Raw genomic sequence first — 24,274 nt, 5'->3', positions numbered from 1 at the left:
ATATTTAGTAAGGGTGGAATGCCTTATTCCGCCCTTTTCCTTGGCAAAAACTAAAGCCTGATTGAACCAATCGGACCTTTACGGGCAGTTGTCCCCACCTGTATTCCTTCTTTACCTTTAAATCTTGAGGTGGGGTTCTTACTGCCCGTTGAGAGTGGGATAAACGATTCCTGACTTTTAAGGGAGGTGAGCAAGATGACAGAAGAAATGAAGAATGATAACCAGGCAACTGAACAGGAAAATGCTGATCAGCAAGTTGAAGAAATTTTTGACGAAAACGAACAGCAACCAGCTGACGAGACAATAAGTGCTGTTTCTGAATTAGAGAAAAAGCTGGAAGAAGCTGAAAACCGCTATTTACGCCTGCAAGCTGATTTTGATAATTATCGCCGTCGTGTAAGATTGGATGCTGAAGCTGCTGAAAAGTATCGTGCGCAAAGCGTAATTTCTGATTTACTGCCGGCTTTAGATAATTTCGAGCGAGCGCTCGGAATGGAAATAGAGGGAGAACAAGCAAATTCCTTTAAACAGGGAATGGAAATGGTATATCGTGGCCTCATGGAAGCCTTGAACAAAGAAGGTTTACAGGTAATCGAGGCAAAGGGTAAACCTTTCGACCCGAATTTCCATCAAGCTGTTATGCAAGTGGAAGACGATTCCATGGATCCTAATTCCGTGGTTGAAGAATTCCAGAAAGGGTATGTCCTTAAAGACAGGGTCATCCGCCCATCAATGGTAAAAGTTAATCAGTAGAGTTAGTAAATCTACATATTGAATTGGAGGAAAAGGTTATGAGCAAAATTATTGGTATTGACCTTGGAACAACCAACTCCTGTGTGGCTGTTCTAGAGGGCGGCGAGCCTAAGGTTATCCCAAATCCTGAGGGCAACCGTACGACTCCTTCCGTCGTTGCATTCAAAAATGGCGAGCGCCAGATTGGTGAAGTTGCAAAGCGTCAGGCGGTAACAAATGCAAACACTGTAATGTCAATCAAACGTCATATGGGAACAAGCCATACCGTTGAAATCGAAGGCAAAAAATATACTCCGCAAGAAGTTTCTGCCATTGTCCTTCAGTATTTGAAATCATATGCTGAAGATTATCTTGGTGAGAAAGTTACCAAGGCTGTTATTACAGTTCCTGCTTATTTTAATGATGCTGAACGCCAGGCGACAAAAGACGCTGGCCGAATTGCTGGGCTTGAGGTTGAACGTATCATCAACGAGCCAACTGCTGCAGCACTGGCATATGGCTTGGATAAGTTAGAAGAAGATCAGACAATTCTGGTCTATGACCTTGGCGGCGGTACGTTTGACGTATCCATCCTTGAACTTGGAGACGGCGTTTTCGAGGTAAAAGCAACAGCCGGTGACAACCGCCTAGGTGGAGATGATTTCGACCAGGTTATCATTGACTATTTGGTTGATCAGTTCAAAAAGGAAAACGGCATTGACCTTTCACAGGATAAAATGGCAGTGCAGCGCTTGAAGGATGCTGCTGAAAAGGCGAAAAAGGACCTTTCCGGTGTTACTTCAACTCAAATTTCACTTCCATTCATTACTGCGGGAGCAGCAGGACCGCTCCACATGGATATTACATTGTCGAGGGCGAAATTTGATGAACTTACATCACACCTTGTAGAGCGCACAATGGGACCTTTCCGCCAGGCATTAAGCGATGCTGGTCTATCTGCTTCTGAAGTAGATAAAATTATCCTTGTTGGGGGTTCAACTCGTATCCCTGCGGTTCAGGAAGCAATTAAGCGTGCAACTGGCAAGGAGCCGAGCCGTGGCGTAAACCCTGATGAAGTTGTCGCGATGGGAGCTGCCATCCAGGGCGGCGTCATCACTGGTGATGTTAAGGACATCGTATTGCTTGACGTAACTCCGCTTTCTCTTGGTATTGAAACAATGGGCGGCGTCATGACTAAGTTGATCGAGCGTAATACAACAATCCCAACTTCTAAATCACAAATTTTCTCAACTGCAGCGGATAATCAAACAGCAGTAGATATCCATGTTCTTCAAGGCGAGCGGCCAATGGCAGCCCACAACAAAACTTTGGGCCGTTTCCAATTGTCTGATATTCCGCCTGCACCACGCGGAATTCCGCAAATTGAAGTTTCATTTGATATCGACAAAAATGGTATTGTTAATGTTCGTGCGAAAGACCTTGGCACAAATAAAGAACAGCAAATTACAATCAAGTCTTCAACTGGCCTGAGCGATGAAGAAATTCAGCGTATGGTTAAAGAAGCTGAATTGAACGCAGAAGCAGACCAGAAAGCAAAAGAAGAAGCTGACCTTCGCAATGAAGCTGACCAGCTGGTGTTCCAGACTGAAAAGACTCTGAAGGATCTTGAAGGCAAAGTAGATGCGGCTGAAGTTGCAAAAGCAAACGAAGCCAAAGATGCCCTGAAAGCAGCCATTGAGAAAAATGATCTTGAAGAAATGCGTGCAAAGAAAGATGCACTTTCTGAAATCGTCCAAAATCTCTCAGTAAAGCTGTATGAAGAGGCTGCAAAGCAAGCCCAGGCACAACAAGGCCAGGGAGCAGGCCCTGAAGCCTCTGCAAAAACAGACGACAATGTCGTAGATGCAGAGTTTGAAGAAGTAAAAGACGATAAATAAAAAAATTAGCCAGTTAATTGCCTTAGTGGCAATAAGTATGGGATGAACTAAGGTATCTTTTTTAATTGGAACGAAAGGCGCGAAGACTCCAGTGGGAGAAAAGGGACAGTGGGAGACCCCACAGGCGCAAATAGCGCCGAGGAGGCTCACCGCCCGCCCACGGAAAGCGAAGCGCCTGAAGTGGAAATTAAATGTTAAACTGAAAAGTTCATCCTATATAGCCAATGCCCAACAAGAAAGTCAAAGTCAGAATAACAGGCTTTGGCTTTTCTTGTGGAAAAGGCTAGAGCTTAGAAAGCCTCCATTTTTTCCAATAAATAATGATCCGGACAAATGGAGAGACAGAATTCTTTTATTGTTTAGCATCCGCCTGGATGGTACAATTATCTTTATGTGATATTTCGGGAGTGGTTTTAATGAGCAAGAGGGATTACTATGAAGTCCTTGGCTTGGGCAAAGGAGCCTCCAAGGATGAGATTAAAAAAGCTTACCGAAAACTGTCCAAAAAACTTCATCCTGACGTTAACCAGGAGCCGGATGCGGACGAGAAGTTTAAGGAAGTAAAAGAAGCTTATGAAACGCTAAGTGACGACCAAAAGCGCGCGCACTATGACCAGTTTGGCCACACAGATCCGAACCAGGGATTTGGCGGCGGCGCAGATTTTGGCGGCGGTTTTGGCGGGTTTGAAGATATCTTCAATACGTTCTTTGGCGGTGGGGCAACCAGAAGGCGTGACCCAAATGCTCCTAGGCAGGGTGCTGACCTGCAGTACACAATGACAGTCTCCTTTGAAGAAGCAGCGTTCGGTAAGGAAACTGATATTGAAATTCCTCGTGACGAGACGTGTGGCACATGCCATGGCTCTGGTGCAAAACCAGGTACTCATCCGGAAACCTGTAAACATTGCCACGGCACGGGACAGCTGAATGTTGAGCAAAATACTCCTTTCGGCAGAATTGTTAACCGCAGGGTTTGCCATGTCTGTAATGGAACAGGCAAGGAAATCAAACAAAAATGTACTACTTGCAGCGGAGAAGGAAAAGTCAGGAAGCGCAAAAAGATACATGTTAAAATTCCAGCCGGCATTGATGATGGCCAGCAGCTAAGGATGGCTGGTCAGGGAGAAGCAGGTATTAATGGAGGGCCTCCTGGCGATCTTTATGTCGTGTTCCATGTTCGGCCTCATGAGTTCTTCGAACGTGATGGGGATGATGTATACTGCGAAATGCCAATAACATTCGTCCAGGCATCTTTGGGAGATGAAATAGAAGTACCAACCCTTCATGGGAAGGTTAAGTTAAAGGTTCCATCAGGAACACAGACGGGTACGAAATTCCGCCTGCGCGGGAAAGGAATTCCGAACGTCCGAGGCTATGGTACAGGGGACCAGCATGTTATCGTCCAGATTGTTACGCCTACCAAGCTAACTGACAAGCAAAAGCAGCTCCTTCGTGAGTTTGCTGAAATCAGTGGAAGTGCGCCACTGGGTGAACATGAAGAAAGTTTTTTTTCAAAAGTAAAACGCGCCTTTAAAGGCGATTGAGAGCGAGGCAATCGTGATGAAATGGTCTGAAATCAGCATCCATACAGCGAATGAGGCGGTCGAGCCAATTTCAAATATCCTTCATGAGGCAGGGGCAAGTGGTGTTGTAATAGAAGATCCGTTAGAGCTGATAAAAGAGAGAGAAGACCAGTTTGGCGAAATCTATCAACTTAACCCGCTGGATTACCCTGAAGAAGGTGTCATTGTAAAGGCGTATCTCCCGGTGAACAGCTTCCTTGGAGAAACAGTCGAGGCTATTAAAGATTCGATTAATAACCTGATCATTCATGACATTGATATCGGCCTGAATCAAGTGACCATTTCCGAGGTGAACGAAGAGGAATGGGCAACCGCCTGGAAAAAGTATTATAATCCAGTAAAAATTTCAGAACGGTTCACAGTTGTTCCTACCTGGGAGGAGTACACTCCTGTCTCTAGTGATGAACTGATTATTGAACTTGACCCCGGAATGGCTTTTGGCACGGGGACACATCCTACGACGGTCATGTGCATCCAGGCCCTTGAGCGAACAGTCCAGCAAGGTGATAATGTTATTGATGTTGGCACTGGTTCAGGTGTGTTAAGTATCGCAGCTGCTTTACTTGGAGCACATTCAGTTCACGCCTATGACCTTGATGAAGTCGCGGTTAAGTCAGCGAGGCTGAATATTAAGCTGAACAAGGTTCAGGATAGGGTGACAGTTGCAAGGAACAACCTTCTTGATGGGATTGAAGATACCTCTGCTGATGTAATCGTCGCAAATATTCTTGCTGAAGTCATTCTCCGATTTACGGATGATGTTGCTCGTGTAGTAAAGCCTGGCGGTACGTTTATTGCCTCAGGTATCATCCAGAACAAGAAGGACCAGGTTAAGGAAGCTTTGATTCATGCTGGTTTTACCATTTCTGAAACGATTGTGATGGAAGACTGGGTTGCGATTATTGCCAAAAGGAATCAAAATTGATAGCTTGGCGTCCGTTTAAATAGACGGATGCCTTTTTCCTTTAGTGCGATAACCGAAAGGCGAAATGATTATTCTTAGAAGCTTTCCATTGTGGAGCGGAAATCAACAGAGTTGTTTAACATAGCTTTTTTAAAAAACATCATCACTGAAGTGACTTTAGAAGAAACTTTTAGTAAAATAGAAACAATGCTTAAAGAGAGGTGCGTTTTGTGCAGCGTTATTTCGTGGATCAATTCGATAATGGCCGCTTTTTCATCAAGGGGGACGACTTCCATCACATTGTAAAAGTCATGAGGATGGTGCAGGGTGATACAATTATCTGTGCTACGTCCGATGGCAGGAGCGCAGTTTGCGAAATTGCAGAAATTACCGGTGAAACAGTCGTGGCAGACGTTGTAAAATGGAATGATGGAACCTCTGAACTCCCGGTAAAGGTTACTATTGCCAGTGGCCTCCCTAAAGGAGACAAGCTGGAATGGATTATCCAAAAAGGTACTGAAATGGGCGCCTATCGTTTTATTCCATTCGCTGCCTCGCGCTCTGTCGTTAAACTGGATGAAAAAAAGCAGGGCAAGAAAACGGAGCGTTGGCAAAAGATAGCGAAGGAAGCAGCAGAGCAATCCCATCGAGATGTTTTGCCTGAAGTTACTATCCCTATGAGTTTTAAGGACTTGCTTGTAGAGAGCAAGAAATACGATTTCCTGCTATGTGCATATGAAGAGGAAAGCCGGTCTGGGGAAACATCCAGGCTCTCGGCAACTCTAAATGAAACGAAACCAGGAGATTCCATTCTGTTTGTGTTTGGTCCGGAGGGAGGGCTTTCTGAAGGGGAAGTACAACTCTTAATGGAACATGGCTTTACGCTTTGCGGGCTTGGCCCGAGAATATTAAGGACGGAGACTGCGCCGTTATATGCCCTGGCTGCAGTATCCTACCATTTAGAATTAATGAGGTGAGTTTACATGCCTACAGTCGCGTTTCATACTCTTGGATGCAAGGTGAACCACTATGAAACAGAAGCAATTTGGCAATTGTTTAAACAGGAAGGCTACGACAGGGTTGAGTTTGAATCAACCTCGGACGTTTATATTATTAATACATGTACGGTAACGAACACTGGCGATAAGAAAAGCCGTCAGGTCATCCGCCGTGCTATTCGTAAGAATCCCGATGCAGTCATTTGTGTAACAGGGTGCTACGCACAGACTTCCCCCGCTGAAATCATGGCCATTCCAGGGGTTGATATTGTTGTTGGCACACAGGATCGGGTAAAAATGCTTGACTATATTGCTCAATATAAAGAAGAGCGCCAGCCAATCAATGGTGTTCGCAACATCATGAAGAACAGGGTATATGAAGAATTGGATGTACCGGCATTCACTGACAGAACAAGAGCATCCTTGAAAATACAGGAAGGCTGCAATAATTTCTGTACATTCTGTATTATCCCGTGGGCACGCGGGCTAATGAGATCCCGTGATCCGCAGGAAGTCATTCGCCAGGCACAGCAGCTTGTTGATGCAGGCTACAAGGAAATTGTCCTCACCGGCATCCACACTGGAGGCTATGGTGAAGATTTGAAGGACTACAACCTTGCTGCCCTTCTTCGTGACCTGGAGGCTGAAGTTAAAGGACTTAAGCGTCTTCGTATCTCCTCCATTGAGGCAAGCCAGATTACCGATGAAGTAATTCAGGTAATTAATGATTCAAATTTAATTGTCCGCCATCTGCATATCCCGATTCAATCTGGGTCGGATACAGTTCTAAAACGGATGCGCCGGAAATATACAATGGAATTTTTCGGAGAACGCCTTGACCGCCTGAAGGAAGCTCTTCCTGGTCTAGCAGTTACTTCAGATGTCATTGTCGGATTTCCTGGTGAGACAGAAGAAGAATTTATGGATACTTACAACTTCATTAAAAAGCATAAGTTCTCTGAACTTCATGTTTTCCCTTATTCCAAGCGTACAGGCACTCCTGCAGCGCGAATGGAAGATCAGGTGGACGAAGATGTGAAAAACGAGCGTGTTCATAGGTTGATTGCCCTATCGGACCAGCTTGCAAAGGAGTATGCTTCTCAATTTGAGAATGAAGTACTAGAAGTAATTCCTGAAGAGGAATATAAGGAATCAGATGTACCAGGACTATTTGTCGGGTATACAGATAATTATCTTAAAGTTGTTTTCCCTGGCAACGAGGATATGATTGGTAAAATTGTCAGAGTGAAAATCACGAAGGCTGGCTATCCATTCAATGAAGGACAATTTGTACGTGTCATTGAAGATGGTGTGGCCGAATTAACAGAAGCAATTGTATAAGTAACATGAGAGGGATCTGTCCTTATGGATGGATCCCATTTTTATTGGAAGCTTACATTCCTCGGCGTTTTAAAAGAAGCCTTATCAGTGCCCGAAGTGAGCTCCCGGCTTGCAAAGCTTCTATGTGCCCGAACGCAGCTTCCGAGGACTCGATGCGAGGCCAATTTTTAATCCAAGGCTTTTGGTTTCTTCCAAATAGTAATTTGCGCTATCTCGTGATTTAGACCCTCCCGCTTTTGCATATGTTTAAACTTCTCTATCCACTTCCACAAGGGTTGATATTTCAAAAAATCATGCAGTGACTTATCAGTGCCCGAAGTGAGCTGCCCGAGCATTCAAAGGTAACAGAGAAACCCCGGCCAAATGAACTCTAACGTAAGATTTGCTTTACTTCAATCGAAACTCTTCCTACCATTTTGGGATGCTTGCAAGAATAATTGCGCGCAGGGACACAAGGAAAGCTCCTGAGAGTTCCTTGCCTGCCACGAGGCGCGCTTGTGCTTTTGTACGCTCTACTGTTTGCTCCCATGAAGATAAACAATCAACCTTCCGAAGCGTTCGGCAACAGGAAGGGCGGCAAGGGAAACAGCAATATTAAAAATGACAGAGATGTGAGCCAGCTGTGAATCTGGTGCAGATGCCATTTTAGGGCCGAATTCAGCAAGCGGGGTGATAAGCGGGATGAAAAGGAGTACGCCAAGTACATTCAGCCAAACATGGGTGAATGCTGAAAGCCTCGCTTCCTCTCCTCCGCCAATCGAGGCAATAAGTGCCGTAATACATGTCCCGATATTGGCGCCTAGAACGATTGCAATTCCTGCCTCGAGCCCCAATATTCCAGAAGTTAAAAAACCCATAGCAATCCCGGTCATTGCTGTACTTGACTGGATGATTGCAGTCATTAAAGCGCCGATAGCAATGCAGGCGATAACATTTTCATTTAAGGATAGGAGAAGACTGTTAATGGCCTTAACAGAAGCCATTGGGATTGCCAATGCTTCAAATCCTTTCATTGCCGTAAAAACAGCAGAAATGCCGATTAATACCATACCAATGCTTTTTAATGCTTCTTTTCTAGTGAAAAATAAAACTCCGCCCACGACTGCGAATGGCAGCAGGTACCCACCGATATTATAGGTTATGAGTTCAGTTTTAAAGGTAGTGCCAATATTAGTACCTAAAATAATCCCTATTGATTGGGGAAAGGTCATAATCCGGGCAGAAATCAATCCAATTGTTAAAACCATCACCGTTGAACTGCTTTGTAAAATCGCCGTAATAAAGGTTCCCGTTAGCATCCCCTTAAGAGGAGTACTGGTAAGTGTCTCAAGGAATCCCTTTAATTTTTTACCAGAAAGATTAAACATGCCAACCCTGATGACTGTCATTCCCAAAACAAATAAACCAATGCAAAGAATAAATAAAATACTATATTTCATGACATCCACTCCCTGTAACAGTTTATGGCCTGTCCCCAAGCAACATGACTGTAACTACAATTTATTCAAACTGAAAAGCCTAGGATTGTATAAAATATACCGAAATGGGGGCAGTCTCATAGTAATTACAGTTGACCTCATAGGAAGGTTGTATTATAATGGCAAAGTACATGGATTTCCATGTTTGATGTGAGTGTGTTGTGTTCGGAGGGAGGGAAAGTTAATGTCTAAAACCGTCGTTCGTAAAAACGAATCGCTTGAAGATGCTCTTCGACGCTTTAAACGTACTGTATCTAAGTCAGGTACTATCCAAGAAGCAAGAAAGCGCGAATTCTACGAAAAACCAAGTGTTAAGCGTAAGAAGAAGTCTGAAGCAGCAAGGAAACGTAAGTTTTAATTAAGAGAGGGTGGACTATCCTGAGTCTTCTCGAACATTTAAATACTGATATGAAACTAGCGATGAAAAGCAAAGACAAAGACAAGCTCACTGTCATTCGGATGATTAAGGCTTCCTTGCAGAATGAAGCGATCAAGCTTGGCAAGGACCTATCGGAAGAGGAAGAGCTCACTGTCCTTTCTCGCGAAATGAAACAACGTAAAGACTCCCTTCATGAGTTTGATAAAGCAGGTCGCGCAGACCTTGTTGAAAAATTGCGCCAGGAAATCGAAGTCGTTGAGCTTTATATGCCACAGCAGCTCTCTGAAGAAGAAGTTGCGGGTATTGTAAGGGAGACTATTGCCGAGGTCGGTGCAACTTCCAAAGCTGATATGGGAAAAGTGATGGCTGCCATCATGCCAAAGGTAAAAGGCAAGGCGGACGGGTCGCTTGTTAATAAACTTGTGCAACAACACCTTTCATAATTCAACTGACATCAACGGCCGCAGGCGATAAGCCTGCGGTTTTTACTTTAGGAAAAATGAATTGTCCAGCAAAGGATTTTTTCTAGACGAAACGGGGGTTCAGTGAGTGAAATTCGTCGAGTAAACCGACTTTTCTAGACAGAACGCGTGTTCACTGAGTGGGATTCGTCGAGTAAACCAACTTTTCTAGGCAGAACGCGGGTTTACTTAGTGGGATTCGTCGAGTAAACAGATTTTCTAGACGGAACATGAGTGGACTGAGTCAGATTCGTCGAGTAAACCGACTTTTCTAGACAGAACGCGGGTTCACTGAGTGGGATTCGTCGAGTAAACCGACTTTTCTAGACAGAACGTGGGTTCACTGAGTGGGATTCGTCGAGTAAATAGATTTTCTAGACGGAACATGAGTGGACTGAGTCAGATTCGTCGAGTAAACCAACTTTTCTAGACAGAACAGGGGTTCACTCAGTGAGATTCGTCGAGTAAAAAGATTTTCTAGACGGAACATGAGTGGACTGAGTCAGATTCGTCGAGTAATCCAACTTTTCTAGACAGAACGTGGGTTTACTTAGTCAGATTCGTCGAGTAAACCAACTTTTCTAGACAGAACGTGGGTTTACTTAGTGGGATTCGTCGAGTAATCCAATTTTTCTAAACAAAACATTGGTCCAATTATTTAAAAGGAAACCTACTCTAATTTTGCCAAAAAATGAAACTTAAGGGCAGTTAAAGCGTACATACTTAAAGAGAAGGATCTAAAACATCTAAAGGAGGATTGCTATGGCTGAATTTATAACGGATCCTGTTGTTGTTACAATCCTATTGACCATTGCTGGTATGGCAATGGTAATGGAGCTTTTTTCACCACGGTTCGGGCTTCCGGGGCTCGTGGGCCTATCCGCATTGCTGCTATTCTTTTATGGCCATTTTATTGCCGGCCTTGCCGGTTTTGGCACACTTGCATTATTTATTGCTGGCATTGTCCTTATTTTTTTGGAGTTTTTTTTACCAGGAGCAATTGCGGGAACACTTGGGATAGCCGCTCTGGTGGGAAGTCTGTTCCTTGCGGGTGAAAATACTTTTCAAATGGGTGTTTCACTCGTTATCTCTATTTTTTTCTCAATCGTATTTTTTATTTTGCTTGTCAAAGTCTTCCACAAAAAAATGGCCCTGTTCAATTCAATGGTATTATTTGATACTGCGAGAAAAGAAGATGGGTATGTCTCGAATATCAACAGGACAGATTTGCTGGGAAGTGAAGGAACGGCCCTTACAGTGCTCCGTCCATCCGGAACAGCTGTTTTTAATAACGAGCGTGTCGATGTTGTAACAGAGGGTTCTTTTATAGCAAAAGGAGCAACTGTAAAGGTGATTGAAGTTGAAGGACCACGTGTTGTAGTCAGAGAAAGCATCAAATGAGGAGGTAAAATGAATGAATGAAGCTATATTTTTAGTTGTTATAGTAGCAGTAGGGTTAATCCTTTTAGGGATACTATTGTCCTTTGTACCAGTCATGCTTTGGATTTCGGCGCTGGCAGCTGGTGTCAGGGTCAGCATTTTCACACTTATTGGGATGAGGCTCCGCCGGGTAACTCCGCACAGAGTCATCAATCCACTAATCAAGGCTCATAAAGCTGGCCTTGATGTGTCGACGAACCAGCTTGAAAGCCACTACCTGGCTGGAGGGAATGTGGATCGGGTTGTCAATGCACTGATTGCTGCGCACCGTGCGAATATTGAACTTAGTTTCGAGCGTTGTGCCGCCATCGATCTAGCAGGCCGTGATGTACTTGAAGCGGTTCAGATGAGTGTAAACCCAAAAGTTATTGAAACTCCATTTATTGCAGGTGTAGCGATGAATGGTATTGAGGTTAAGGCAAAGGCAAGGATTACCGTTCGTGCTAATATCGACCGCCTGGTTGGGGGGGCCGGTGAGGAGACAATCGTCGCCAGGGTAGGTGAAGGTGTCGTGTCTACCATTGGATCTTCGGAAAACCATAGCAAAGTACTTGAAAACCCAGATATGATTTCCCAAACGGTTCTTTCTAAAGGCCTTGATGCCGGAACGGCTTTTGAAATTCTATCGATTGATATTGCCGATGTTGATATCGGTAAAAACATTGGTGCGGAACTTCAAACTGAGCAAGCAGAAGCAGACAAGAAAATCGCACAGGCTAAAGCCGAAGAGCGTCGCGCAATGGCTGTAGCGACCGAGCAGGAAATGAAAGCCCGTGTTCAGGAAATGAGAGCCATGGTTGTCCAGGCTGAGGCAGAGGTACCGCTTGCAATGGCCCAGGCTTTAAAGTCAGGGAATATCGGCGTAATGGATTATATGAACTTTAAAAACATTTCGGCTGATACTGACATGCGAGGATCGATTGGCAAAATGGGAAATGACAAGAAAGATGGCCAGTAAACCCTCCGTTTTTTAAGCGTAAAGGGGTATTCCGGCCGATTCAGGAAGGAGGCTGGCTTTGGAAACAATTATTCTCTTTATCATCATCGCGGCAATATCAACTTTTTTTGGAAAAGCTAAAGAAAATCCAAACGAGAAAAGACGGCGGTCTCTCCCGGAGCTCAAGAAGGAATTTCAGGATGCCTACAAAGAGGTATCCAGGGCTGATATTCCGAAGAGCTTAAAGGAAATAGAACGGCGTACAACAAAAAAGACTGCTGTTCCACAGCCTAAACCTGCCGAGCCTTTAAAAATAGCGGATAAAGTCCCTGTAAAAGCGTCCCGGGTCAGCGCGGAATCGGTTCAAGATAAGACAGAAGAGGACCAAATGATTTCGGTTACCGAAAAAAATCTGGCTGATGCAGTGGTTTGGGCAGAAATTCTTGGTCCTCCTCGTTCAAAGCGCCCTCACTACCGGAGATAAGCTTTTTCTTGCGTGCAAAAGGCCATGCTAGTCTATAAAAAGGAAAAACATGTGCTAGAATCCCTTTTCATTTCATAAAAATGATGTGAGAGGGGGTTCTTTTTTATGCCGAAAAAGTGGAGCCAGCGAATGCGGAACTGGATTGCAGCAAGAATGGATCTACCCCAGGATGTCATCATGGATTTGCCGAGAATTACAATGATTGGGCAAATCCATATTTATATAGAAAATCACAAAGGACTCCTTTCTTTCACTGACCGTGAATTAAGGCTGATGCTAAAAAAAGGACAGCTCTTAATAAAAGGAAAGGCATTTGTGATTAAAACAATCCTGCCAGAAGAAATCCTCCTTGAAGGAAAAATTGATCAGGTTGTTTATATAAATGAAGAGGCCGGGGGTTGACTATGAAGAATCAGTGGACAGAGTTTTTTACTGGCAAGGTTACTGTAAAGTTGACAGGAAAAGGCTTGGAGCGCTATGTAAATTCTTTGATAAGAAACGGTATCCAGATTTGGGATGTCAAAAGGAAAGGTCCCGAAATCGTCCTGTTTACAATTAGGCTCCAGGATGCCCTCGAATTACGGAAGCATTCGAGAAACAGGGAATGTAAGATTACCTTTGTGAGGAAAGGAGGATTTCCTTTTCTCTTTAAAAGATTACTGAGAAATTCAGGTTTCTTGATTGGCGGCCTTCTCTTTTTATTCCTTGTTATGTTGTTATCCAATATGGTTTGGGGGATAGAAATAAAAGGTGCACAGCCAGAAACCGAACATCAGATTCGTAAAGAGTTGGACAAGATGGGGGTAAAAATTGGACGGGCACAGTTTACTCTTGATAACGTAGAGGCGATTCAGCGGAAATTGACAGACCGGGTAGGTGCAATAACCTGGGTAGGAGTTGAATTACACGGGACAACCTATCAGCTTCGTGTTGTTGAAAAAAATGAACCTGAAAAGCCCGAGTATTTTTCCCCCCGACACCTTGTTGCAAAAAAAGAAGCAATCATAGTTAATTATTTCATAGAAAAGGGACAAAGGCTGTTTGAGCAGAACGACCATGTTGTACCTGGCCAGCTGCTCGTATCCGGCCTGATTGGCAGAGAAGGCCAACAGGAGCCTGTTGCCTCGATTGGCGAAGTCTGGGGAGAAACATTGTACAAAGCATATGTGGAACTGCCGCTCAACTCCACCTTCCAGGTTTATAATGGTAATGAAAAGCAAAAGCATTATCTCCGTTTTGGGGATTTTAACCTGCCTGTTTGGGGATTTGGAAAAGCAGAATTTAAGGATTTTGAGACGGAGGCTACAGAAACCCCTATCAAATTTTTAAAGTGGGAATTGCCTGTCTCCTATGTGAACAAGACAATTCGTGAGCGTGAAGAGGTCAAAAGGATCTATTCAAGGGAAGAGGCATTGAATAATGCATTAGATAGGGCCGAAAAGGAAATAAAAAAGCGAATTGATGAAGATGCTATTATAAAAGGGGAAAAAGTTTTACATCAGTCAATTGCGAATGGTAAAGTAAAACTGTCAATCCTATATACAGTAGTAGAAAATATTGCGATAGGACAACCCATTATCCAAGGAGACTCATGAATGACAGAAAACCTTAAAAATTTCCAACTACAACTAGATAATCCTAATGAAGCCGTGATGCTTTTTGGCAATTCGGATGCAAACCTGAAGATGATTGAACAGGAATTAAATGTATCTATCGTTTCCCGTGGTGAATCGATACATGTCACAGGAACCGAAGAAAATGCTGGCCAGGCATCCGCGGTATTGGAAAAGCTTGTTGGTGTCATAAGAAAAGGAATTGGCATAAACCAAAGAGATGTACTTTATGCGGTTGAATTAGCGAGAAAAGGGACGCTTGATTACTTCGAGCATCTTTATGATGAAGAAATAGCCAAGAATGCCAAAGGCAAGTCAATAAGAGTAAAAACAATTGGGCAGCGTTATTATATCAATGCCATGAGAAAAAATGACCTTGTTTTTGGAATCGGTCCAGCAGGGACGGGAAAAACCTACCTGGCCGTTGTTATGGCAGTAGCTGCGTTAAAGAATGGTACCGTCAATAAAATCATTTTGACAAGGCCGGCTGTTGAAGCTGGGGAGAGCCTTGGTTTCCTGCCGGGTGATCTGAAGGAAAAGGTGGATCCATATTTGAGGCCACTGTATGATGCGCTGCATGATGTACTGGGTATGGAACACACATTGCGGCTAATAGAGCGGGGGACAATTGAAATAGCCCCACTTGCCTATATGAGGGGCAGGACGCTGGATGAGGCATTTGTCATTCTTGATGAAGCCCAGAACACAACCCACGCACAAATGAAAATGTTCCTGACTCGGCTAGGCTTTGGATCAAAAATGGTCATTACTGGAGACAAAACCCAGGTTGATTTGCCTAAAGGAGCAAAATCAGGTTTGTTTGCTGCTGAAGAAATATTAGATGGAGTAAAGGGCATCGAATTCATTCGGCTTGAACAAAGCGATGTTGTCCGCCATCCTCTTGTCGCACGAATTATTGAAGCATATGGAAAACACGATTAAAGCCGCCATTGGCGGCTTTTGTTGTAAGAAAAATACAAATTAGTGAACATACAGAGAATAGCTAAATTTGCAAATCTTTTAATTTAAGTGAAACTTCCTGTAAAAACTGGTATGATTTTTAAAAAGACATATGGTTTTTTTAAAAATGATGAAATCATCCAGCTGGTTGGGAGGGGGAACGTACAATGGACTTGCTGCAAAAACAATTCCAAAAGGTGAAGCGGCTGCTTGACCTTGCTTTCTTCCGGGTCTTGTTTTTTTCATTGCTCGGAATCATCCTGTTCGTTTCCTTATACAACAACGTCAAGCCGGATCAATTGAGCATTAACCTTTTTGATGTCGCGGATAGAACTGTTGTATCCCCTGTCACTGTTGAGGATAAGGAAAGCACTGAACGAAAACGTCAGGAAGAGCTTGACCGGGTTCAGGGAATTTACACTGTCAAAACCGAATATGCCAAAAATCAAGTGGACCTTGTTGCTTCAATTTTTGATTCCGCAATAGAATTAAATACTGAAATTCAGCAGGATTTAAAAGGAGAACAAGAGAACAATCTAAAAGAAGAACCTACTCCTCCCCCTAAGGAACCTACTGTTTCTGAAAAAGTAAAAATGTTAAAGGAAAAGCTGACGCAATCCGTGGTTGAAGACTTGCCTGAAGAGGTGTTTACCGGTCTCGTTTCAGCCAACAATGGACAGCTTTCAATAGCAAAAGACCTGACTATGACCGCAATCAATAATGCAATGGAACAAACAATACCCGCAGATGAAGTCGAGAATGCGAAGAAAAAAGTCGAGGAAGAATTGAACTTCTCAACTCTTGATGCCGGACTGAAACGGGCTTCCATTCAATTGGGAAGGTTCGCGGTAATACAAAATGAATTTTTTGATCCTCAGGCTACTGAAGAGGCAAGAAGGCAAACGGCAGAGGCTGTGGAGCCTGTCAAGATTCTCGAAGGCCAAATCATAGTTAGCGAAGGAGATCTCGTCAACCGTGAGATTTACCGACAGCTAAAGCTCGTTGGCTTGCTTGAAAGCGAAAATTCAGCACGTCCGTTCATCGGGCTTGTTCTGTTGATTATCATTATCCTCGGTTCAATCTATTATTATTTTTCACAGCAGAAAGATTCAGCAGATAAAAGGCAAACCAACCTGCTTCTGTTCGGGATGATATTTTCTTTTTCAATCATTATTATGAAAATCGTCAGCCTGTTCCAGGTATTCAATCATGATGGGACGTTTTATTTATTTCCGGCGGCAATGGCAGGAATCATTATAAGTATTCTTATAGATGAAAAGCTTGCTTGGATGATGGCCATAATTCAAAGTATTTGTGGAAGCATTATCTTCAATGAGGAAATGGCAGGAGCGCTCAATATGTCCGCGGGAATTTATATATTAGTTGGAGGCCTCGCGGCTACTCTCATTTTAAAAGACCATCATGACAGATCAAAAATCATGACGGCTGGGATGTTGGTATCGGCAGTAAACTTGGGTATGATTTTTTCACTAGTACTGCTCAGAAACGCGCAGTATAGCGGACTTGAGTATGGGATGTTCGTCCTTTTTGGCATTGTTTCGGGCTTATTGGCTGCTATTCTGGCTATGGGATTATTGCCATTCTTTGAAACAAGCTTTGGAATTCTTTCTACGATGAAGCTGATTGAATTGTCCAACCCAAATCATCCGCTCCTAAAGAAGATATTAACAGAAGCACCAGGCACGTATCATCATAGCGTTATGGTTGCCAACTTGTCTGAGGCCGCATGTGAAGCAATTGGTGCCAACGGACTACTTGCAAGAGTAGGATGTTACTATCATGACATAGGAAAAACAAAAAGACCGTTATTTTTCATTGAAAATCAGATGAATAGAGAAAATCCGCATGATAGACTAACTCCCGAAAAAAGTGCGCAAATTATTATTGCCCATGCTACTGACGGTGCTGCGATGCTAAGGAAGCACAAAATGCCAAGGGAAATTGTTGATATCGCTGAGCAGCATCATGGAACGTCGCTAATCAAATATTTTTATCATAAAGCAGCACAAGCCGGGGCTGTTGATGAGTCAGAGTATAGGTACCCTGGCCCTAAACCACAAACGAAAGAAGCCGCAATCATCGGGATTGCAGATAGTGTTGAAGCCGCTGTACGTTCTACTGGCCAACCCACAACAGAGCAAATTGAATCGATTGTCCATTCAATTGTTTCGGACAGGCTCCAGGACGGGCAGCTGAACGAATGTGATTTAACGCTTAAGGAAGTGAACCTTGTCTCTCATATACTTTGTGAGACGCTAAAGGGTTTTTTCCATCGGAGGATTGAGTATCCTACCGAAACGACAAAACAAAATGTGAGGCAGGCATGAGTATGATTATAGATTTTTTGGATGAAACAAATGAGGTCGCAGAAGAGCATATTTCCCAGGTTAAACTCTTGATTCAATTCACTGCGCGTAAGATGAAGGTAGAGGAAGGCAGTGAAGTGTCGGTCACGTTTGTAGATAATGCCCGTATTCATGAAATTAATCTGGAATACAGGCATAAGGATGCACCGACAGATGTCATTTCATTTCCAATGGAGGAACCAGGGGAAGGTGAAATAGAGATTAGTGGTGCTGATATGCCCCGAGTACTTGGTGATATTATTATTTCAATTGAACGGGCGGAAGAGCAGGCCGCCGAATACGGACACTCTTTTGCGAGGGAGCTTGGGTTCCTGGCCGTCCATGGCTTCCTCCATCTCCTTGGATATGATCATGAAACGAAGCAGGAGGAAACAGAAATGTTTTCCCTTCAGAAGGAAATCCTTGATGAATTCGGGCTTGCAAGGGAATAACCGTTTTCGTCCAGCCAGGCTGATAAAGTCTTTTGGATATGCATTTTCAGGAATTGCAGGTGCTGTCAGGAAGGAAAGAAATATCCAAATCCATATTTCAATTTCAATCATTGTGGTGATTCTGTCAATTGCAACCTCCATTTCCAGGATGGAATGGCTTTTTGTCCTTATGGCAATTGGCGGCATGCTATCACTTGAATTAGTGAACACAGCCGTCGAACGGACTGTGGATTTGGTTACGAAGGATTTTCATCCACTTGCAAAACAGGCTAAAGATATTGCGGCAGGCGCTGTTTTGATTTATGCAGTCTTATCTGTCCTGATAGGGTTGATTATCTTTATCCCAAAAGTGATGAAATGGTTTATATAAGCCGGGCTGTGCCCGGTTTTTTATTTTGTTGGAACCCATTGATTCCGCTCCTCTTCGGATGGGTAAAGGGTTCTTTACCATTCATGAAGTCGCTACTTCTTTCTTGAGTGATTTGAAAACGGAACACCAATACGCTACAATGACCTGAAAGATAGTTTATCACTATCATTTTGTGAAAATTCAAAATTTTTATATTACGATTTGTTTTCAAAGGGTGAAACGTTTGATTTTTTAGGGTAAAATAGAAGTACGTTGAAAGTCCACTTAAGCGGACTCTTTACCCTAAGGCCAAGAAAGTGGTTTTACACAACTTTAAACGAGGAATAATGATTACACCAGGAGACATCATGTAAGGTGTCATGTACCGGAGGATTTGTTGGAATGATAAACGCTAGCGGAGAAGGAAAAGGATTTAAGTCTGGTTTTATCTCGATAATCGGGAGGCCAAATGTTGGAAAATCCACATTTTTGAATAGAGTCATTGGCCAAAAAATTGCCATAATGAGCGATAAGCCACAGACTACAAGAAATAAGGTTCAGGGTGTATTGACGCAGGAGGATGCACAGCTCATTTTCATTGATACACCAGGGATCCATAAACCAAAGCACAAATTGGGCGATTTTATGATGAAGGTAGCCCAGAATACATTGAAGGAAGTGGACCTGGTCTTATTTATGGTCAGTGCGGAAGAAGGGTTTGGCAGAGGGGAAGAATTCATCCTTGAAAAATTCCAAACCATAAAGACTCCGATATTCCTGATCATAAATAAAATTGACAAGGTGCATCCTGATCAGTTGTTGAAAATTATTGATAGCTACAAGGAAAGGCACCCATTTAAGGAAATTGTTCCGATTTCGGCACTCGAAGGCAATAACGTTGACCGATTGCTGCAGCAAATCAAGGAGTATGTACCGGAGGGGCCGCAATTTTATCCGGCCGATCAGGTCACGGATCATCCCGAAAGGTTTATCGTATCCGAATTGATCCGGGAAAAGGCTCTTCATCTAACCCGTGAAGAAGTGCCTCACTCGCTTGCGGTGGTCATCGAAAAAATGCAGCGGGATGAAAACAAAGATATGATTCATGTCATGGCTACAATCATAGTCGAAAGGGATTCCCAAAAAGGAATTATCATTGGTAAGCAGGGTGGCATGCTGAAGGAAATCGGCAAAAGGGCCAGATTGGATATTGAAAATCTGCTCGGATCTAAAGTCTTTCTTGAATTATGGGTTAAAGTTCAGAAGGACTGGCGCAATAAAATGACCCAGCTCCGGGATTATGGATTCCGGGAAGATGAGTATTAAGCCCGCTTTACCAGACTATTACCGGTTTTGCAGGTTTATGCATGTTCATGTTTAACAATATTTTCGTCTTATTATTTTTGAATGGCAGGCTATGATAAATGTAAATCAGGAATGAAGTAACGAGCTAGTCTATATTAAGAAAGGATGGGGTTTTCGATGTTGGATTTTACCTGGAAAGTCTTTAGTCAGACAGGTAATATTGACACATATCTTCTCTTCAAGGAAATGGAGAAGGACAGTACAGAAATTCCCGGTAATCTGGATGATGAGCTAGCGCAAGTAGATTTTCCTGTTTCATAAGTTTGTCCAAAATCTGGATGGTGACTGAGATGCTCGAAAAATGTGAAGGCATCATCATACGGACAACCGATTATGCTGAAACAAACAAGGTTGTTACATTGTATACCAGAGAACGAGGAAAGATTGGAGTAATGGCGCGGGGAGCCAAAAAGCCCAACAGCCGGCTTTCCGCGATTACTCAATTATTGACGCATGGCTACTTTCTTTTCCAAAAAGGAAGCGGACTTGGAACATTGCAGCAAGGAGAAATAATTTCCCCTATGAGGTCGATTCGTGGGGATATTTTCCTGACTGCATATGCCAGCTATGTTTCCGAATTAACTGATAAGGCGACCGATGACAGCAAGGCGAATCCTTATCACTATGAGCTTCTCCTGCAGACGCTCATTTGCTTTGACGAAGGATATGACCCTGAAGTGATTACAATGATTTATGAGATGAAGATGTTGAATGTATTGGGCCTTTATCCGGTACTCGATCAATGTTCCGTTTGTGGAAGCACTGACGGGCATTTTTCTTTTTCTATCAGAGAAGGCGGATTTATTTGCCACCGCTGCCTTGAGAAGGATCCGTACCACTTTAAAATTTCTCAGGCTGCCGCAAAGCTGCTTCGCCTTTTTTATCATTTTGATCTTTCGCGGCTTGGGAATATCTCGGTAAAGCAGGAAACCAAAGATGAATTAAAGAAAGTGATTTCTGCTTATTATGAGGAATATTCCGGTTTAAACCTTAAGTCAAAAAAGTTCCTGAATTCAATGGACAGCTTTCGCGGCATGCTTTAACCATTGGTTGACATTGTCTTTCTTTTTCGCTACTATTTTTTTAAGAATACCAATTATATAACCGCATTGAAGGAAAGAAGTACCTGTTACTTTCTGCGAAAAGCGAGCCCGGGGTGGTGAAAGCCGGGTGGCAGTAAACACAGGGAAAGGCAGTCCTGAGCGGCCTTAATTTGAAAGTGGCTGTGAATTAGCAGCAAATAGGGTGGAACCGCGGGTAACTCTCGTCCCTATGCCGAACAGGCATAGAGTCGGGAGTTTTTATTTTTCTGCTGGTATTTCCAGCCTTTCTTAACACGCACAACCTTATTAAATAAAAAGGAGAAATGAAGAATGACAGTTACAATGGAACAAATCGTATCACATGCGAAGCATAGAGGATTCGTCTTCCCGGGTTCTGAGATTTATGGCGGTCTTGCAAACACTTGGGACTATGGGCCGCTGGGAGTGGAGCTAAAGAACAACATTAAAAAAGCATGGTGGAAGAAGTTTGTTCAGGAATCGCCTTATAATGTTGGCGTAGACGCTGCGATTTTAATGAATCCGCGTACATGGGAAGCTTCAGGCCATATCGGCAATTTTAATGATCCTATGATTGATTGTAAAAACTGTAAAGCAAGACACCGCGCAGATAAATTGATTGAAAACGCCCTGGATCAAAAGGGTATTGAACTTATCGTAGATGGCCTTCCTTTTGAAAAAATGGAAGAATTAATTAAGGAACATGACATAGCATGCCCTGATTGTGGCAGTAAGGAATTCACGGGCATCCGCCAATTTAATCTGATGTTCAAGACCTTCCAGGGTGTAACGGAAACAAGCACGAATGAAATTTTCCTGCGTCCGGAAACGGCTCAAGGTATTTTTGTGAACTTTAAGAACATCCAACGGACGATGAGAAAAAAGTTGCCATTTGGCATCGCCCAAATAGGCAAAAGCTTCAGGAATGAAATTACCCCTGGTAACTTCACATTCCGTACACGGGAATTTGAACAAATGGAGCTAGAGTTCTTCTGCAAGCCAGGAACAGAACTTGAATGGTTTTCATATTGGAAGGATTTTGCAGAGAAATGGCTTATTTCTCTTGGTATGAAAGAAGATAATCTTAGGCTGCGCGACCATTCTGAAGATGAGCTTTCCCATTACAGCAACGCAACTACTGACTTTGAATATAAGTTTCCTTTTGGGTGGGGTGAACTTTGGGGTGTTGCTTCACGTACCGATTACGATTTAAAACAGCACATGCAATTTTCTGGTGAGGATTTCCATTATCTCGATCCTGAAACCAATGAAAAGTTTGTCCCATATTGCATCGAGCCATCCCTCGGCGCTGACCGGGTAACGCTTGCTTATTTGATCGATGCTTATGAGGATGAACAGCTTGAAGACGGCACATCCAGGACTGTCATGCATCTTCATCCTGCTATTGCACCATTCAAGGCAGCGATTCTTCCATTATCGAAAAAGCTTTCTGAGCCTGCTCGTGAAATCTTTGCAAACCTGGCCAAGGACTTCATGGTTGATTTTGATGAAGCAGGTTCCATTGGAAAACGATATCGACGCCATGATGAAATTGGTACGCCATACTGCATCACAGTGGATTTCGATACGGCAGAAGATCAACAAGTAACGGTCCGGGATCGTGATACAATGGTTCAAACTCGAGTGCCGATTTCTGAGTTGGCTAGTTTCCTACAGGAAAGAATTCAATTTTAGATTGATAGTGTGATTAGAGAATGGTGGTGAAGGAACATAGAACTGAATAAAAGGCAGGACAAAATTTTGCAGATCGTGAAAGAAAACGGGCCAATAACAGGTGAACATATTGCGGAAAGGCTGAACTTGACTAGAGCAACGCTCAGGCCGGACTTAGCGATATTAACGATGGCCGGGTTTCTGGATGCGCGGCCCCGTGTCGGATATTTTTATACGGGGAAATCGGGAGATGAACTGTTATCTGAAAAACTCCAAAAAATCCTGGTAGGGGATTACCAATCCAGGCCTGTTGTGATAAATGAAAATGTCTCGGTCTATGATGCAATTGTTACAATGTTCCTTGAAGATGTAGGTACGCTTTTTGTTGTCGATAATCAGTCTCTTCTCGTAGGTGTTCTATCCAGAAAGGATTTACTGCGGGCGAGCCTTGGCAATCAGGAGCTTTCCTCCTTGCCAGTGAATATTATTATGACTCGAATGCCAAATATCGCTGTGTGCCGCAAGGAGGACCTCCTGATTGATGTGGCTAAACAATTAATTGACAGGCAAATCGATTCTCTTCCGGTTGTGAGGGAAGTGGAACAGGGATTTGAAGTGATTGGAAGGATTACGAAAACGAGCATAACAAGAGTGTTTGTTTCGCTCGGAGGCAAGGACTGAAGATTGAGTAGAGGGGAATGGATTCAGCCATGGAGCAACCAGTCATTTATGTAGTATCCGATTCAGTTGGGGAAACAGCCGAGCTTGTGACAAAAGCTGCGATTACACAGTTTAACGGAAACGATATGAAGCTAAAACGCTTTCCGTATGTAGAAGATAAAAGCCATATTGATGAAGTTGTCTCACTAGCAGCATATGATAGAGGCATGATTGCTTTTACTTTAGTAAAGCCTGATATGAGGACATATATGAAAGAGAAGACTGAAGAAGCTGGCCTTTTTGCAGTCGATCTTTTAGGTCCCTTGATGGATCAAATCAGCCAATTAAGTGGAATAACCCCACGTTATGAGCCAGGCTTGGTCAGGAAGCTCGACGAAGATTATTTTAAAAAAATCGAAGCAATTGAATTCGCTGTTAAATATGATGACGGCCGCGACCCAAGGGGTTTGATGAAAGCCGACATTGTTCTAATAGGCGTGTCAAGAACATCTAAAACACCGCTTTCGCAATACTTGGCCCATAAAAGGCTTAAGGTAGCCAATGTGCCGCTTGTCCCAGAAGTTGATCCACCCGAAGAATTATACCGTGTTCCGCCTGAGAAATGCTTCGGATTAAAAATTAGTTCTGAAAAACTGAATAATATTCGGAAAGAACGGCTCATTTCGCTCGGTTTAAATGATAATGCCAGCTATGCAAATATAGCGAGGATAAAAGAGGAATTGGACTTCTTTGACAAAGTAGTCGCCAAGATTGGCTGTCCGGTTATCGAAGTAACCAATAAAGCTGTAGAGGAAACTGCTAACGTCATTTTAAGAAAAATCCGCAATTCTTGAACGGTTAGTTATAGTATGATTATAAGTTAACCATATAAAATATACAGCACCAAAAAACACATGCCCAAATGGACATGTGTTTTGCCTTTCTATCTTTGTTGAATGAAAGCTTGCTCAGTCACAAATGGGTGCTTGATGACCGGGAAGGCCAAAAACCTGCAGAAACTAGCGGTATATTTTCCTGGGAACTTTTTTGGGTTGTGATGTTAACAATTTTGTCCTAGTTACGGCCTTTATAAATATCTTTTTTGTAAGATAAAATGTTAGCAAAAAAGCTATTTATGT

At 43.2% G+C, this 24,274-nt stretch carries 24 protein-coding genes and 1 other annotated feature; of the genes, 23 read left to right on the top strand and 1 reads right to left on the bottom strand.

Annotated elements, in window-relative coordinates; translation table 11 throughout:
• The first annotated feature begins 195 nt into the window (after positions 1 to 195).
• The 6 genes from grpE (at position 196) to mtaB (ending at position 7,456) form a co-directional block, all read left to right on the top strand.
• Positions 196 to 753, top strand: coding sequence for a nucleotide exchange factor GrpE (grpE, locus tag TY16_RS22245; RefSeq protein WP_043933932.1), 558 nt, complete (start codon positions 196 to 198; stop codon positions 751 to 753).
• A gap of 38 nt (positions 754 to 791) precedes the next feature.
• Entirely contained in the window at positions 792 to 2,630 is a 1,839-nt protein-coding gene (gene dnaK, locus TY16_RS22240; protein ID WP_043933931.1) for a molecular chaperone DnaK, read from the top strand.
• 416 nt (positions 2,631 to 3,046) lie between these two features.
• On the top strand, positions 3,047 to 4,174 hold the full coding sequence (dnaJ, locus tag TY16_RS22230; protein WP_043933929.1) for a molecular chaperone DnaJ: 1,128 nt from the start codon (positions 3,047 to 3,049) through the stop codon (positions 4,172 to 4,174).
• Between the two features lie 16 nt (positions 4,175 to 4,190).
• Positions 4,191 to 5,138, top strand: coding sequence for a 50S ribosomal protein L11 methyltransferase (prmA, locus tag TY16_RS22225; protein ID WP_043933928.1), 948 nt, complete (start codon positions 4,191 to 4,193; stop codon positions 5,136 to 5,138).
• 209 nt (positions 5,139 to 5,347) lie between these two features.
• Positions 5,348 to 6,094, top strand: coding sequence for a 16S rRNA (uracil(1498)-N(3))-methyltransferase (locus TY16_RS22220; RefSeq protein WP_043933927.1), 747 nt, complete (start codon positions 5,348 to 5,350; stop codon positions 6,092 to 6,094).
• A gap of 6 nt (positions 6,095 to 6,100) precedes the next feature.
• Positions 6,101 to 7,456 (top strand): tRNA (N(6)-L-threonylcarbamoyladenosine(37)-C(2))-methylthiotransferase MtaB, encoded by a 1,356-nt coding sequence (gene mtaB, locus TY16_RS22215; protein WP_043933926.1) that lies wholly within the window; start codon positions 6,101 to 6,103, stop codon positions 7,454 to 7,456.
• 512 nt (positions 7,457 to 7,968) lie between these two features.
• Here the strand turns inward: mtaB and TY16_RS22210 are convergent.
• Positions 7,969 to 8,895 (bottom strand): Na/Pi symporter, encoded by a 927-nt coding sequence (locus TY16_RS22210; protein WP_043933925.1) that lies wholly within the window; start codon positions 8,893 to 8,895, stop codon positions 7,969 to 7,971.
• Positions 8,896 to 9,118: 223 nt separating this feature from the next.
• Here TY16_RS22210 and rpsU point away from each other — a divergent pair, with 223 nt between their 5' ends.
• The 17 genes from rpsU (at position 9,119) to TY16_RS22130 (ending at position 23,989) form a co-directional block, all read left to right on the top strand.
• On the top strand, positions 9,119 to 9,292 hold the full coding sequence (rpsU, locus tag TY16_RS22205; RefSeq protein ID WP_015595024.1) for a 30S ribosomal protein S21: 174 nt from the start codon (positions 9,119 to 9,121) through the stop codon (positions 9,290 to 9,292).
• A 20-nt stretch (positions 9,293 to 9,312) separates the two neighbouring features.
• Positions 9,313 to 9,756 (top strand): GatB/YqeY domain-containing protein, encoded by a 444-nt coding sequence (locus TY16_RS22200; protein ID WP_043933924.1) that lies wholly within the window; start codon positions 9,313 to 9,315, stop codon positions 9,754 to 9,756.
• Positions 9,757 to 10,536: 780 nt separating this feature from the next.
• Entirely contained in the window at positions 10,537 to 11,175 is a 639-nt protein-coding gene (locus tag TY16_RS22195; protein ID WP_052342834.1) for an NfeD family protein, read from the top strand.
• 13 nt (positions 11,176 to 11,188) lie between these two features.
• Positions 11,189 to 12,172, top strand: coding sequence for a flotillin-like protein FloA (floA, locus tag TY16_RS22190; protein ID WP_043933923.1), 984 nt, complete (start codon positions 11,189 to 11,191; stop codon positions 12,170 to 12,172).
• 58 nt (positions 12,173 to 12,230) lie between these two features.
• On the top strand, positions 12,231 to 12,635 hold the full coding sequence (locus TY16_RS22185) for a hypothetical protein (protein ID WP_043933922.1): 405 nt from the start codon (positions 12,231 to 12,233) through the stop codon (positions 12,633 to 12,635).
• Between the two features lie 105 nt (positions 12,636 to 12,740).
• Entirely contained in the window at positions 12,741 to 13,037 is a 297-nt protein-coding gene (yqfC, locus tag TY16_RS22180; RefSeq protein WP_043933921.1) for a sporulation protein YqfC, read from the top strand.
• A 2-nt stretch (positions 13,038 to 13,039) separates the two neighbouring features.
• On the top strand, positions 13,040 to 14,230 hold the full coding sequence (yqfD, locus tag TY16_RS22175) for a sporulation protein YqfD (protein ID WP_043933920.1): 1,191 nt from the start codon (positions 13,040 to 13,042) through the stop codon (positions 14,228 to 14,230).
• Positions 14,231 to 15,190, top strand: coding sequence for a PhoH family protein (locus TY16_RS22170; protein WP_043933919.1), 960 nt, complete (start codon positions 14,231 to 14,233; stop codon positions 15,188 to 15,190).
• A 185-nt stretch (positions 15,191 to 15,375) separates the two neighbouring features.
• On the top strand, positions 15,376 to 17,556 hold the full coding sequence (locus TY16_RS22165; protein ID WP_043933918.1) for an HD family phosphohydrolase: 2,181 nt from the start codon (positions 15,376 to 15,378) through the stop codon (positions 17,554 to 17,556).
• Positions 17,553 to 18,026: an rRNA maturation RNase YbeY gene (ybeY, locus tag TY16_RS22160; RefSeq protein ID WP_043933917.1), complete on the top strand. Its 474-nt coding sequence runs from the start codon at positions 17,553 to 17,555 to the stop codon at positions 18,024 to 18,026. Before TY16_RS22165 ends, ybeY begins: the two co-directional genes overlap by 4 nt.
• On the top strand, positions 18,001 to 18,396 hold the full coding sequence (locus TY16_RS22155) for a diacylglycerol kinase family protein (RefSeq protein ID WP_043933916.1): 396 nt from the start codon (positions 18,001 to 18,003) through the stop codon (positions 18,394 to 18,396). The genes ybeY and TY16_RS22155 overlap by 26 nt, the downstream gene beginning before the upstream one ends.
• 381 nt (positions 18,397 to 18,777) lie before the next feature.
• Positions 18,778 to 19,701, top strand: coding sequence for a GTPase Era (gene era, locus TY16_RS22150; RefSeq protein ID WP_155922306.1), 924 nt, complete (start codon positions 18,778 to 18,780; stop codon positions 19,699 to 19,701).
• 156 nt (positions 19,702 to 19,857) lie between these two features.
• Entirely contained in the window at positions 19,858 to 20,001 is a 144-nt protein-coding gene (locus TY16_RS25945; RefSeq protein ID WP_081773076.1) for a YqzL family protein, read from the top strand.
• 29 nt (positions 20,002 to 20,030) lie between these two features.
• On the top strand, positions 20,031 to 20,783 hold the full coding sequence (gene recO / locus TY16_RS22145) for a DNA repair protein RecO (RefSeq protein ID WP_043933915.1): 753 nt from the start codon (positions 20,031 to 20,033) through the stop codon (positions 20,781 to 20,783).
• 57 nt (positions 20,784 to 20,840) lie between these two features.
• Positions 20,841 to 21,015, top strand: a binding site (T-box leader).
• Between the two features lie 98 nt (positions 21,016 to 21,113).
• Positions 21,114 to 22,496: a glycine--tRNA ligase gene (locus TY16_RS22140; RefSeq protein WP_043933914.1), complete on the top strand. Its 1,383-nt coding sequence runs from the start codon at positions 21,114 to 21,116 to the stop codon at positions 22,494 to 22,496.
• Between the two features lie 36 nt (positions 22,497 to 22,532).
• Entirely contained in the window at positions 22,533 to 23,156 is a 624-nt protein-coding gene (locus tag TY16_RS22135) for a helix-turn-helix transcriptional regulator (RefSeq protein ID WP_081773075.1), read from the top strand.
• A 29-nt stretch (positions 23,157 to 23,185) separates the two neighbouring features.
• The gene (locus TY16_RS22130) at positions 23,186 to 23,989 is read left to right on the top strand and encodes a pyruvate, water dikinase regulatory protein (RefSeq protein ID WP_043933912.1); all 804 of its coding nucleotides are present in this window, start codon (positions 23,186 to 23,188) and stop codon (positions 23,987 to 23,989) included.
• The last annotated feature ends 285 nt before the right edge of the window (positions 23,990 to 24,274 follow it).

It is taken from the genome of Bacillus sp. EB01, assembly GCF_000613125.1.
GTDB lineage: Bacteria > Bacillota > Bacilli > Bacillales > Cytobacillaceae > Bacillus_D.
This window is presented reverse-complemented; position numbering and strand designations above follow the sequence as displayed.